This window comes from Chryseobacterium culicis, assembly GCF_002979755.1.
GTDB classification, from domain to species: Bacteria; Bacteroidota; Bacteroidia; order Flavobacteriales; family Weeksellaceae; genus Chryseobacterium; species Chryseobacterium culicis_A.
The window spans coordinates 1309700-1321939 of the sequence record NZ_PCPP01000001.1 but is presented as its reverse complement, the minus strand read 5'-3'; the positions used below and the strand labels follow the sequence as shown (position 1 = coordinate 1321939).

The 12240-nt window shown below is 35.0% G+C and carries 13 protein-coding genes; 4 read left to right on the top strand and 9 right to left on the bottom strand.

All coding sequences use genetic code 11. The features are described from left to right. Positions 1–5: 5 nt before the first annotated feature. From CQ022_RS06115 to CQ022_RS06105, 3 genes are all read right to left on the bottom strand, one after another. Positions 6–752, bottom strand: coding sequence for a YggS family pyridoxal phosphate-dependent enzyme (locus tag CQ022_RS06115; RefSeq protein WP_105682750.1), 747 nt, complete (start codon positions 750–752; stop codon positions 6–8). Positions 753–835: 83 nt separating this feature from the next. Then, positions 836–1243: a DUF4440 domain-containing protein gene (locus CQ022_RS06110; protein ID WP_105681869.1), complete on the bottom strand. Its 408-nt coding sequence runs from the start codon at positions 1241–1243 to the stop codon at positions 836–838. 152 nt (positions 1244–1395) lie between these two features. Then, complete coding sequence (locus tag CQ022_RS06105; protein ID WP_105681870.1) at positions 1396–2112, bottom strand: AAA family ATPase; 717 nt, start codon at positions 2110–2112, stop codon at positions 1396–1398. Between the two features lie 1206 nt (positions 2113–3318). On the opposite strand from CQ022_RS06105, the gene CQ022_RS06100 reads away from it, so the two are divergent. Continuing rightward, the gene (locus tag CQ022_RS06100; RefSeq protein ID WP_105681871.1) at positions 3319–3654 is read left to right on the top strand and encodes a DMT family transporter; all 336 of its coding nucleotides are present in this window, start codon (positions 3319–3321) and stop codon (positions 3652–3654) included. Here CQ022_RS06100 and CQ022_RS06095 read toward each other — a convergent pair. The 3 genes from CQ022_RS06095 to CQ022_RS06085 form a co-directional block, all read right to left on the bottom strand. After that, positions 3651–4307: a glycosyltransferase family 32 protein gene (locus CQ022_RS06095; protein ID WP_105681872.1), complete on the bottom strand. Its 657-nt coding sequence runs from the start codon at positions 4305–4307 to the stop codon at positions 3651–3653. The genes CQ022_RS06100 and CQ022_RS06095 overlap by 4 nt on opposite strands. Before the next feature lie 246 nt (positions 4308–4553). Beyond that, positions 4554–5525 carry a DUF6268 family outer membrane beta-barrel protein gene (locus CQ022_RS06090; RefSeq protein WP_105681873.1) on the bottom strand — a complete coding sequence of 324 codons (972 nt, stop codon included), beginning with the start codon at positions 5523–5525 and terminating at the stop codon, positions 4554–4556. Positions 5526–5532: 7 nt separating this feature from the next. Next, positions 5533–5961: a hypothetical protein gene (locus tag CQ022_RS06085; protein ID WP_105681874.1), complete on the bottom strand. Its 429-nt coding sequence runs from the start codon at positions 5959–5961 to the stop codon at positions 5533–5535. Positions 5962–6152: 191 nt separating this feature from the next. Between CQ022_RS06085 and CQ022_RS06080 the strand changes: the two genes are divergently transcribed. Both CQ022_RS06080 and CQ022_RS06075 read left to right on the top strand, forming a co-directional pair. Further along, entirely contained in the window at positions 6153–7229 is a 1077-nt protein-coding gene (locus CQ022_RS06080) for a sensor histidine kinase (RefSeq protein WP_105681875.1), read from the top strand. Continuing rightward, positions 7229–7951, top strand: coding sequence for a LytR/AlgR family response regulator transcription factor (locus tag CQ022_RS06075; RefSeq protein ID WP_105681876.1), 723 nt, complete (start codon positions 7229–7231; stop codon positions 7949–7951). Before CQ022_RS06080 ends, CQ022_RS06075 begins: the two co-directional genes overlap by 1 nt. A gap of 195 nt (positions 7952–8146) precedes the next feature. On the opposite strand, the gene CQ022_RS06070 is transcribed toward CQ022_RS06075, so the two are convergent. Both CQ022_RS06070 and CQ022_RS06065 read right to left on the bottom strand, forming a co-directional pair. Beyond that, positions 8147–8881 carry a DNA-formamidopyrimidine glycosylase family protein gene (locus CQ022_RS06070; protein ID WP_105681877.1) on the bottom strand — a complete coding sequence of 245 codons (735 nt, stop codon included), beginning with the start codon at positions 8879–8881 and terminating at the stop codon, positions 8147–8149. Between the two features lie 89 nt (positions 8882–8970). After that, positions 8971–9600, bottom strand: a complete 630-nt coding sequence (locus tag CQ022_RS06065) for a class I SAM-dependent methyltransferase (protein ID WP_105681878.1) — start codon at positions 9598–9600, stop codon at positions 8971–8973. Between the two features lie 197 nt (positions 9601–9797). Between CQ022_RS06065 and CQ022_RS06060 the strand changes: the two genes are divergently transcribed. Beyond that, on the top strand, positions 9798–11153 hold the full coding sequence (locus CQ022_RS06060) for a deoxyguanosinetriphosphate triphosphohydrolase (protein WP_105682751.1): 1356 nt from the start codon (positions 9798–9800) through the stop codon (positions 11151–11153). Between the two features lie 7 nt (positions 11154–11160). Here the strand turns inward: CQ022_RS06060 and CQ022_RS06055 are convergent, their stop codons facing one another. Next, positions 11161–12234, bottom strand: coding sequence for an NAD(P)H-dependent flavin oxidoreductase (locus tag CQ022_RS06055; RefSeq protein ID WP_105681879.1), 1074 nt, complete (start codon positions 12232–12234; stop codon positions 11161–11163). Positions 12235–12240 lie beyond the last annotated feature (6 nt).

Sequence of the window (12240 nt, the reverse complement as noted above, 5' to 3'; positions counted from 1 at the left end):
TGATTTTATGCTTTTTTATTCGCTTTACCCTCATCCCAATAATAACTGTCCGGATAGATTCTCGCCCCAAAAACAGCGGTTCCTACCCGTACAATGGTAGCTCCTTCTTCAATGGCTGTTTCCAGATCTCCGCTCATTCCCATTGAAAGCTCTTTCATTTCCACACCGGGAATATTTTCAAGGATAATATCCTGTTGAAGTTTTTTCAGGATTTTAAAGCATGATCTTACTTTTTCAGTTTCTGCACTGAACAGACCAATGGTCATTAAGCCTTTTATTTTTAAAGTAGAAAAATCAGAAATTTTCCGGGTAAGTTCGATAGCTTCAGCAGGGTCAACTCCAAATTTACTTTCTTCATTGGAAGTATTCACCTGAATAAAGATATCCATCGTTTTGTTTTCCGCCAGAAGCCTTTGGTGTAGCTTTTCGGCCAGTTCCAGACGATCCAGAGACTGAATACAGGTTACATTATATTTTAGAATATCTTTGATTTTATTGGTCTGAAGATGTCCTATAAAGTGATTTTCATGAGGGATGTCTTTCAGATTTTCATATTTTTCCTTCAATTCCTGGACTTTGTTTTCTGCAATTAAGGTTTGTCCGTTTTCTAAAGCAATTTTGATGCGGTCTGCAGAAACGGTTTTTGTGGCAAGCAATAATTTGACATTATTAAGGTTTCTTCCGGATCGTTCACAGGCAGTTTTTATCCGTTTATTGATAAGGGTTAGATTGTGGAGAATGTCTTCCTTCATGATGGGGTGTTTTCTTTCAACTATTTTTACGATTAAATCTGCACAACATTCATAATGTTCATAAATCACCTTTTTGTCTTATTCTAAATATTTTCGTCTTCCCAAATAACTGAATTTATTTTCCAGCCTTTTGCGGTCTTAACATACTGAAAAAATTTAGTGCCATTTCCTTCAAAATAATTACCATTAAGGTATCCACGCTTTTGGTATTTAGAAAAACGTTGAGCAATATTGTTAACTATTTTTGTTTCCTCATTTACTTCATATTCCTCAAATTCAGTAAGTGTTCCGTCTGTTAAAATTCTTTTTCTTGGAGTAATAAAACTGTCAAGGGTATAAACTTCTTCGTCACTTTTATCTTTTTTGATTATTATTGTTTCATTTAAACAAATATCATCAATACTTTCAAAGTCCGGCTTTTTTCCATTAGTATTAGTAAACAAATTAAAAAATGATTTGGTTAGCTGATTGAGTAAAAAAATATCGTCCATTGGTATTCATTCCAGTGTTTTAAAATTAATAAATTTTCAATTCCAAAATGGGTTCTAATTCAGTACTTACTCAATTGATATTTTTTAGTAAAGAAAAAATTCGTTTCCAGGAAAAACGGATCCGTATAATTTTGGCAATTAATTTAGTGATCTCAATTCTCAACTATTTTTGCTTCCAACTTTTTTATCAAAGCACTTTTAACCACGGTAAATGCATAATCTTTCGCTTCGGCAAAAGAAATAGAGTATTTTCTTTCAACGGTTCTCATCTCTTCAGGAAACTGTGCCAGCAACTGATCGTAGAACACATCCAAAACTTCGGCAGAAGGCATTTCATAATTGATCTTTAGCTGAAAACGCCTTAGCAGAGCTGTGTCAATGATCTCAGGGTGATTGGTAGCACAAAGTAAAAGTGAATGCTCAGGATAATAATCAATTAATTGAATCAACGTATTCACCAGTCTTCTCATTTCACCTACATCTTTATCATCACTGCCTCTTGCTTTCCCGATCTGATCCAGTTCATCCAAAAAAAGTACTGATCTTTCTCTTGCTGCTTTATCAAATATCATTTTGATATTCTGAGAAGTTTCTCCGATTCGTGATGAGACAATATTGCTCAGATTCAGGATCATAATATTTTTCCCTAAGGCATTGGCAATAGCCTTTGCAGTCATTGTTTTTCCACATCCTGAACTTCCCTGAAGCAAAATCTTATTATTAACCGGAAGACCATATTCCTGCAGTTCTTTTATATAATTGTGTTCCTTGATAAGTTGAACAAGATGCTCCTTGTTATTTTTATCGAGAAATACTTCGTTAAGGTTTACTTGTTCTTTATCCTGGATAATAAGATTGTACAGACTCATGATGATAATAAATGATTATTGAATAAACAAAGATAAAGCTTTATTAAATGCCGGAAGAAATCCTGAATCATAATAAGTATCTGGTCCAGCGTAAAATGAATGATGAATTATAAATGATAAATTATGAATAGAAATGAGCATTACAAAGCGATTTACAGTAACACGAGAAAAAATTCCATAACAATCTATGAAAAGCTGTGATAAAAAACAATTTACACTTTTCCAGAACGCTCTGATAAAAAAAATAAAGCCAGACTTGCGACTGGCTTTATTCATTTGGATATTAAAATTTGTTATGAAACTAAGATCTTTTTGTTTATGTTTTTGGGCCCTTTTACCCGATGAGTAAAAGAGCAATCTGATCTCTCAGACTAAAAACATAAAACAATATAATTAGTATAGATATTCTATAGGCTTGTTTTATTTTAAGATTAGTTTCTTTCTCTTCTTACTGTCATGAAATATGAAGTGATTACTACTAAACCTGTTACGATACCGATATAAGTTACCATTTTGTATTATTTTTAATTATTTGACTTTTTTTTATCAATCTTTCAATTGCAATATTACTACTTTCAAATCACGTGCCAAAGTAAATAGTTATGATGTATATCAGTGTATTACGGGGTTATGGGTTCATGTATTGGTGAATTTTTGTTTACATTAAATTAATGTATTATTTGAAATTTATTAATACTTTTATTATTCTATCTGTAAAATTATGTGAAAATGTTAATCGTTTATCGACTTCTATATTGGAGTTGATAAAACAAATAATAAATAATGCTTAGCATAATATTGCTGTAAAGTGATTTTGGGGGATGTGAATTTTTCACCCGAAATAGATTTTCATGTTAAGAAAACTTATTTTTAGCTTAGTATTTTCCCTCGGAATTTTTGTCATGTGTCACATTTCATGACATGGAGAAATATTTTTTTATGTCAGAACTTAAAAATAATTTGATACTCTGGCACATTTTACCGATCTGTTATTCAGACTCAATATGTTAAAAATAAAGCTATTACATTATATTAAGTGCTTGAGATACGTAAAAGAGCGATTATAGTATTAAAAAAAGCAAAATTTTTATTGAGTGAAAAGGATAGAGAAATCCCATAGGCTTGAGAATAAATGAGTCATCACAGCGGTTTCCTTTTTTGGAATTACTGATGCGCTTTTGTTACTTTTGTATAAAGAATGAATTTATGGGACGCAGTTATATTTTTCTTGCTTTGGCTATTATATTTGAGATCATTGCTACCACTTTTTTGAAAAAATCTGAGGAATTCTCGAAGCTATGGCCATCGGTGGTAACAATCATCGGATATGCCTGTGCTTTTTACTTTCTGAGTCTTACTCTTCGTCATATACCGGTAGGCATTACCTACGCCATCTGGTCCGGAGTAGGAATTGTCTTTATAACGATGATCGGAATTATAGCATTCAAGCAGGTTCCGGATCTGCCTGCCATTATTGGGATTGCTTTGATTGTTATTGGAGTAATAATCATTAATGTATTTTCAAAAATGGGAACTCACTAAAAAATAATTTCCTGACGCTTTTCCATCTGTTTCCAATGTTGGGATCTTGATTTGTATAAAAAGAATTTTCCCAGTTTATATTTAAACCTTAAATATCCACGGAACTCAATGCCGTGAAATAATCTAAAGGGAATTGCCGGATTTTCCTCTAATGATTTCCTGATTCCTTTACTGAATACAGTAGGGCCTGTAGTCGCATGGATATCATGCGGATAGCGGTGATGGTTTATATTATCAATCATCAGTTCTAATGTTTTCTTTAGAAAAGGATGATTTTTATTGAAAATAAGTGCCCATTGAACATACAGATTTTCGTGTCTTTCTGCACTGATCACAGCTTCATCATCTTCCTGAATAAGTTTTTTAAACGGTTTTATAATGCTGCTGTCTATATCCAGGTATATTCCGCCTTTTTTATATAAAACAGCGTATCTGAAGAAATCGGCTTTTGAAGCTCCAATTCTCAGTTTTCGATAGCTTTCAATATATGCAGGAGGAAATTCTTCTGTGAGAAATTGCTCTATGTCATGGTCATCATAAAAGAAATAGCTGTATTCCGGATTTTTCCTTTTCATATTCCAGATGTGATATCGTGTAATCAAAGGAAGTTTTTTAGTTTTAAAAGTTTGAAATATTTGTTTGGGTACTGCCATTTTCTATTTTTTAAAGTCTATTCTTATATAAAATCCCGAAATTATTTTCATAAACCGTTTGCATGCGAGGTAATAAGATTTTTCACGAAAGAGAGGCTTCCAATTTGTGTTTTTATGAAGTTTTGATTCTATTTTCCAGGAATGGTTAAATGCGGAAGAGAAGAAATTTTAATTTTTTTTTAATATCCGGGTTTAGAAACATTAATGATAAGTTCGGAACTTGTAAAATTCAATTGCAGTTGGATATTATTTTACTTTTCGTCTTTCAAAAGGATTATATGAAATTCCGGCATTGAAATAGAAGGAAGGCTTATAAGTTCCTTTCCATATATAATCATTAAAGGAATCCTGCTTATTAAATGCCCTGGAATTGATATTCGCTCGAAGCCCGGTTTTAAATGTTCCTATAAAATTTCCTCCAAGATTGTGTTCATAAATAACTCCTGAATTGAGGGCAGCCTGCCGGAATTCATACGTGTTATTATTGCGGTAGGTATAAAAAGAGGTATTATCCATCTCTGTTCCCAGAGAAAGCCTTCCGCTTGAAGAAATATCTTTTCTTACCAATACTTTTTTCGGGAGCAGGACATCCAGTACCCATCCGTTATTAAATCTGTTTTCTAAAGTGAAAATAGGCAGAATGGGAATTTGAGTGCTGGGATCAATAATACCAGCCAGTCCGAGAGACATTTTGGTTTTAGGAGTTGCTTTTAAAATTAATGAAGCGGTAACCAATCCTCTGATACGTTCAAAATGTTGATCACTTCCATCTGTAGAAATACTGGCGGAATAGATCGCCGTTTTTTTTAATAACCTTGAGAAATAACTAAGATTAATCGCTTCCGAATGATAGTGAAAGTTTTTTTCCCCTTCAATTCCGGGGATTACTGGACTTTCGTTGCTTATCGAGGTAAAACGATAGCTCAGGGCAGTGCTTAAAAGCCAGCTTCTGTTTTTGATGAAGTAAATATTGGCATCTGCCTTCACCTGTTGAAAACTTTTCATTTTGTTGTCCGGCAGATCTTTTCCCTGAAGCTGTGAAGAGAAAGAGGAGGGTGTCACAAAAGTATATTCAAGGTTAAAATTTCTGGCCTGTGGAATTTTATCAGCAAAAAAAGCACGGACTTTCAATGGAATACTATCCTTTTTCTGGGCGTAAATGCTGTTTTTTAAAGGAAGTATGGCAAGAGGAACCAGCATTCTTCTCAATGTTTTCATGGTGAGTTTATTTTAAGGGTTGGATTATAGATTGGAAAAAATTGAATGTAAAAATCCTGTCATAGAAAATATCCAGACTGTTTTCAATAATCGCATCGGCATATCCGGAAGTATCCGGAACAAATGTTTCCTCCACAAAAACAAACCAGAGTTCTGAGAGTCCGTATCTTCTTCTAAACTCTTCAGAAGCATTGCTGTCAGGAACGGCAGAATGCTTAAGATCACAGAATAAAATTCCTTTTTTATCTCCCTGGTGTTCCACAATATTAATAGGATGATGGAGGTAGCTTAGAATATTCATTTTGGGGTCAAAACATTCTACAAAATGATGTAAATCAATGAGCTGTATTACTTTTTCTTCCTGTTGAGATTCTGTCATAAAAAAGCATTCTAGTGATATTTCCTGAGTCAGTTCGTGAAAAGCTGTTAATTCCATAAGTGTCATTTTACGCTACAAAGGAATAGAGAAAAGCACAGCGTGATTGTGTTTTTATACGAAATGGCAGGTATTTTATACAAAATCCGGGAAAGCAAAAGTTGGTATAATAAAATACAGGTTTTGTATAATAAAGTAGTAATAATTTCCGTTATTGTCTATTTTTGTTACTCATAAAATGAGCCTATCGCATGAAATACAGCCCGTGGAAATTTGAAGAAACCTTTGTCATGGATTTTCTGGTGGAAGGGAAGTACCGATTTCGAAGACATCTGCTGTTTCTGATCTTCTTTTTCCTTTTGATCTACAGTGCAAGATTTTGGCACTGGTACTCAGGGATCTATCAGTATTATGTTTTATTCTTTGTGTATACCGTTCTGATCACCATGGTTTACATTAATATATATGTATTGGTTCCCCGGTTTTTCTTTAAAACAAAATATGTCACTTATCTTGTTCTGCTTGTTTTGATGGGAGTACTGGGACTCAACTTTATAGGATATGGTTTTAAACTTTTCTTCGAGGAATTCAGAATTAAAAATATTCTTAGGGAAAATGAGAAAGGAGGAATTTATGAAGGCGTTCTGATGTGTATTCCGATTATCATGACCACCACTACAGTAAAACTTTTACAGAAATGGATCAGTGATAATAAAAGGATTAATGAACTGAGCAATCTTACATTGAATATGGAACTGAATGAACTGAGAAACCAGATCAATCCTCATTTTCTTTTTAACATGCTGAATAATGTAAAAGCGCTCATCAGAACAGATCCTGCAAAAGCTTCGGTAGTGATTGTCAAACTTTCTGAATTTCTACGGTATCAGCTCTATGAAAACAGTGAAGAGAAAACGTTACTGACCTCAGAGATTGATTTTCTGTCTAACTTTTTAAACCTGGAAAAAATCAGGCGTGACAATTTCTTATTTGATATTCATGCAGATGTGGATAAAAGAGTTCTCAACAGTACTTTTATTCCTCCTAATTTATTTACCACATTCGTGGAAAATGCGGTGAAACACAGTGTGGATATCAGTGGGGGAGAATCGTATGTGAAAATAGAAATCAATATCGAGAATAAGCAGCTTTATTTCAGATGTGTAAACTCAAGAAGTTCGGGCTATGCTGTTTCGGATAAGAAAAACAGTGGGCTTGGCCTTGCCAATATTACCAGAAGACTGGAACTTCTCTATAGTGATACTTTTGACCTGCAGATAGAGTCTGGAGACAAAGAATATATTGTAAATTTAAAAATTCCCGTGTGATGAACTGTATTATAGTTGATGATGAACCGCTGGCAAGATCCGAAATGAGATCGCTGATTGCTGAAATCTCCAGTATTGATATCCTTGGTGAATTTTCCAATGCACCTTCTGCCCTTGAATTTCTTAAAGATAATGATGTAGATCTTATTTTCCTCGATATAGAAATGCCGATGGTAACGGGTCTTGAGTTTGCGGAAATGCTTCCCAAGAAATCCCTGATCATTTTTACCACTGCCTATTCCCAATATGCATTGAAGAGCTATGAGCTGGAAGCTGTTGATTATCTACTGAAGCCCATTGATCCCCAAAGGCTGGAAAAAGCCATTGATAAAGCCATACTGTATACCGAACTTTTGTCTAAAGATACCGTGAAAAATACGGTAGAATCCAATACCGCAGATTTTTTATTCATCAAAGCTGAGCGAAGGTTCTATAAAATCAGTTTTTCAGACATTAAATTTATAGAAGGGCTTAAAGATTATGTAGTTCTTCATACCCGACAGCAAAAGCTGATCACTGCAATGAATTTAAAAACGATTCATCAGAAAATCTCAGGAGAAACTTTCATCAGAGTCAGCAAATCATACGTTGTGAATATGAATTATATTGATTCATTTGATAATCATAATATATACATCGAAGATTCCGAGATTCCTCTGGGAGAAGTATACAGATCCGAATTTTTCACAAAATTTGCCGGAGGACTTTTGAACTCAGACTAGCTTTTCATCAATAATGAATAATAAGCAATGAGTAATAAGATCCTTGAAACCCTCTGTTACCAACAAAAATATGCATTCTCATCTGTGGAAATCTGCGTAATCTGCGGGAAAACCTATTCAATAGAAACGGGCTTTAGCCCGTTCAGATAAATAAGCCCTTCAACGGCTTAAGCCAAAACTTAAAATAGTATTGATCTAATACAGCTTCTGATCCTTTTCACAATAGAAACTCCTTCTTTTTCCTTTACCGGTTTGTTTTTTGATCAATTTCTGTCCACATAGGGGACACACAGATTTAGTATGAGCAAGCCAGTGTTTTTTCAACACAAATTCTCTTTTCCATTTCAGAAAATCAAAACTGTAATTTCTGGCTTCAGTAATAAGTTCTTTCCTTTTTTTGGCAGGTAGATTTCCCAACATACTTTCCGGCTGTACTCCAATTCTGAAAAGCACTTCGTTTTTAATGATATTGCCGACACCAGAGAAAATATCCTGATTCATCAGTGCATCACAAACCATCATTTTCGGATTCGATTTTAATTTCTCTTCAGCTTTCTTAGGATTCCACTGATCGCTCATTACATCGGCTTCCCAATCAATTGTGGAGAGAAATTCAAGGTCTACAGACTTTACAGAACAGGTGTAAAAATAGATGCTTCCCGTAGAGAAAAATAATGCTAACCGCAAGCTTTTATCCGGTTTGATTTGTTCATTAATGCTGTAAGAACCAAACATTAATAAATGAATCCGGATGGCTGCTTTTTCAAAAACGAGATAAGTTTGTTTTCCAAAAGTTCGGATTTCCAGAAGGGATTGGCCAATGAAAATTTCTTTCTCGAATTTGGCATTTCCTGAAACTTCTGTCACTTGCTGACCTGCAAATGGCTGCAGGTTTTCTTTCATTAATATGATGGATGGACCTTCAGGCATACGTTTGTTTTGAGATAAAGATTCAAATAATATTCCATAACCCAATAAAATCTGAGCTTTATCCCAAAACAAACCTGTTTAAAATATCCTTAGACCAGTTTTTGTCCTACAAAACGGATAACAGAACCCGTTCCATTATGGAATAATCCTTCATTAAGTTCTATTTCTGTTTCAGCTAATTCAATAATATCATAATCAGGAAAATCAGCTTTGATTTCGTCAATAGAAAATAAGGATTCAATATCCTTTGGTCCGCCTACCTTTTCGTTCTTTGCAATATATTCAAGATGGCTTTTACTGAAAGCTTCAAAAATAATAAAACCGCCTTTTCGCAGATATTGATTCAACATTTGATGGATGGAAGATTTTATATTTCCCGGAAAGTGAGCATAGATAAGGGCAATAGCATCAAACTGTTCTTTTTGATAATTCAAAGTGGAAAGTTCTCCCACCTGATAATCAATAGTAGTTTTTTGTTGCTCAGCAAGTTGTAATGCTTTGTTTCTGCCATTTGCACTGATGTCGAATGCAGAAACCTGCCATCCTTGTGTTGCTGCAAAAACAGCATTTCTACCTTCGCCCTCTGCAGGGAAGAGTATTGTGCCGGGAGTTAATCTGGCTAGCTGCTCTCTCAGATAATTATTGGGTTCTGTTCCATAAGCAAACTCTTCGCTGCTGTATCTTTCATCCCATCTATTGAGCCATGTGTTGTCTGTCATAGTTATAATTTAAAATTTGAAAGAAGAATTTTAGGATTCTTCAACTGTATTAGTTGTATCAAATGTAGAATATTTCTTCAAGCTTTCTGATCTCGAAAAAACGTTTGTTATCATAGATTTTTTGAATGACAGATCTCTTTAATAAAAATCTAAATACTATTCCGTACAATTAAAATTTGGAGTAATTTTGAAAAATGATGAATTTAAACCAGATTTTCACCAATCAACGTACAGGAAACAATCCACAGACTAAAGCTTCTCGAACTGATTTTCAAAGGGATTTTGACAGAATTATCTTTTCATCTGCCTTCAGAAGACTGCAGAATAAAACCCAGGTTTTTCCTCTTCCCGGAAGTGTTTTTGTACACAACAGGCTGACGCATTCTTTAGAAGTATCGTCTGTAGGAAGAAGTCTAGGAAGTATTATCGGTGAATTTATTGCGGATGATTTTAAAAATGAACTGACTGAAGATTCAAAGAATTTTTATCTCTATAACTTAGGAAATGTAATTGCAGCCGCATGTTTGTGTCATGATGTGGGAAATCCTGCATTCGGACATTCCGGAGAAGATGCCATTGCAAGCTATTTTGAAAGGAACGAAAAAGACCTGAAATCAAAGTTCAATGAAAAGGAGTGGGCGGATCTGGTTAATTTTGAAGGAAATGCCAATGCAATCAGAGTGTTGGCGCAGCAACAACAAGGAAAAGATGCCGGAGGTATTCAGCTTACTTTTTCAACACTGGCAAGTATCGCGAAATATCCGTGTGAAGCCGTAGCAAAGAAAAAAGGAATCATTCACAGGAAGAAATTCGGTTTTTTCCAGAATGAAAAAGATATATTCCTAGAAATTGCAAAAGGAACTCAGCTTATTTCTGAAAGCGAAGAACCGCATATTTTCAAGAGACATCCTTTTGTTTGGCTGGTAGAAGCGGCTGATGATATCTGCTACAACATCATCGATATGGAAGATGCTCACAGACTGGGAATTGTTTCCACAGCAGACTGTAAAAACTTATTTTTCGAACTGGTAAAATCTGAAACAGATGATGTTCAGAGAATTGAGACCAAGTTAAGTTCTATCTCCAACGAAAACGAGCAGATTTCCTATTTGAGAGCAAAAGTAATCAATGCTTTGATCAATAAGTCGATTGAAATGTATAAGCATAACTTTGAGACAATTCTTGAAGGAAATTTAGGCAATGGTTTACTTGATATCTACAAAAAAGAAAATAAAGCATTACAGGATATTGCCAGTTTCTCCGTAGAAAAAATCTACAATCATAAAGCGGTTGTTGAAATTGAAAATGCCGGTTATAATGTAATGTATGAATTGCTGGATCATTTTATTCCTTCCATTCTGAAACCTGAAGACCACAGAAAATCCTATGATGAAAAAGCTTTGAAATTAATTCCAAAGCAATTTATTTACAATGACGGCACCGATTATCAGAAAGTGCTGGGTGTGATTGATTTCGTTTCAGGGATGACGGATAACTATGCGACCGATTTGTATCGAAAAATTAAAGGAATAGACATCGGAATGACGGTGTAAATTCTATTTATTGTAATAATTCAGAAGCCTCTTCGATTAATGACTGCATTAAAGTGGAGGCTTTTTTATGTTTTAAAAGCGGAGCAATCTGACCCGACCAGAAAAATACGAGATCATTCTTTTGCTGTTCCAAAGCCGCTTTTCTCAATGCTCCCATGAAATGAGTTTGTAGAGGAAAGGGCAGGGTTTTATCCGTTGCAGTCAATACATCTCTTGTGATTTTTGTAGTAATTCCACGTCCCAATCTTCCGGTATAAGCTCTGGAAAGTGTGGTGGATTTAGCAGCGTCTGAAAATAGAAATTGCTTATGAATTGGCAGAGCTCCGGATTCTTCAGTTGCCAGAAAAGCGGTGCCAATCTGTACAGCATCAGCTCCCAGCTTAAAAGCTCCCGCAATGCCACGGCCGTTGGCGATTCCTCCGGCAGCCACTACAGGAATTTTTACCCTATCCTTAATTAATTGAATCAAAGCGAAAGTTCCCGTTGTAGAAAGTTCAGCCTGATCCAGAAACGAAGGTCTGTGACCGCCACTTTCGAAACCGGAAGCCACAATAGCATCCACACCCGTTTTTTCCAGGGCAATCGCTTCATCCAGTGTTGTTGCATTTCCCAATACAACCGTTCCCTGACGATGAAGTTCCTCAATGATATTTTCATCCAATAAACCAAACATAAAGCTGAACACCTTGGGCTTAATATCAAGAACAACCTCCAACTGATTCTGAAACCTTGATTCAAAAGTGGGTGGTGCTTCAGGAATATCCATATTTAAAAGATCAAAATAAGGTTTGAAAGTTTCAACGGCCTTTTGATATTGCTCTTTCGTGTGTTCTTCGTCAATAATATCGTGATCATTTACCCAGAGATTAAGGTTGTAAGGTTGATCTGTTTTGGCTTCTATGGCTTTGTGAATGTCATAGATTTCCTGTGGTGACAATGTGTAAGCTCCAAAACCTCCCAATCCGCCAAGATTACTCACCGTTGTTGTCAACGCAACGGTAGAAAGACCTCCTCCGAAAGGACCTTGCAGAATAGGATATTCAATACCCAATAATTCCGTAATTCTATTTTTATTCCACATGACTTT

Bases quoted from the DNA above. Each gene is read 5' to 3' on its own strand.
- CQ022_RS06115 (WP_105682750.1), bottom strand. From the start codon at position 752: ATGAAGGAAGACATTCTCCACAATCTAACCCTTATCAATAAACGGATA.
- CQ022_RS06110 (WP_105681869.1), bottom strand. From the start codon at position 1,243: ATGGACGATATTTTTTTACTCAATCAGCTAACCAAATCATTTTTTAAT.
- CQ022_RS06105 (WP_105681870.1), bottom strand. From the start codon at position 2,112: ATGAGTCTGTACAATCTTATTATCCAGGATAAAGAACAAGTAAACCTT.
- CQ022_RS06100 (WP_105681871.1), top strand. From the start codon at position 3,319: ATGGGACGCAGTTATATTTTTCTTGCTTTGGCTATTATATTTGAGATC.
- CQ022_RS06095 (WP_105681872.1), bottom strand. From the start codon at position 4,307: ATGGCAGTACCCAAACAAATATTTCAAACTTTTAAAACTAAAAAACTT.
- CQ022_RS06090 (WP_105681873.1), bottom strand. From the start codon at position 5,525: ATGAAAACATTGAGAAGAATGCTGGTTCCTCTTGCCATACTTCCTTTA.
- CQ022_RS06085 (WP_105681874.1), bottom strand. From the start codon at position 5,961: ATGGAATTAACAGCTTTTCACGAACTGACTCAGGAAATATCACTAGAA.
- CQ022_RS06080 (WP_105681875.1), top strand. From the start codon at position 6,153: ATGAAATACAGCCCGTGGAAATTTGAAGAAACCTTTGTCATGGATTTT.
- CQ022_RS06075 (WP_105681876.1), top strand. From the start codon at position 7,229: ATGAACTGTATTATAGTTGATGATGAACCGCTGGCAAGATCCGAAATG.
- CQ022_RS06070 (WP_105681877.1), bottom strand. From the start codon at position 8,881: ATGCCTGAAGGTCCATCCATCATATTAATGAAAGAAAACCTGCAGCCA.
- CQ022_RS06065 (WP_105681878.1), bottom strand. From the start codon at position 9,600: ATGACAGACAACACATGGCTCAATAGATGGGATGAAAGATACAGCAGC.
- CQ022_RS06060 (WP_105682751.1), top strand. From the start codon at position 9,798: ATGAATTTAAACCAGATTTTCACCAATCAACGTACAGGAAACAATCCA.
- CQ022_RS06055 (WP_105681879.1), bottom strand. From the start codon at position 12,234: ATGTGGAATAAAAATAGAATTACGGAATTATTGGGTATTGAATATCCT.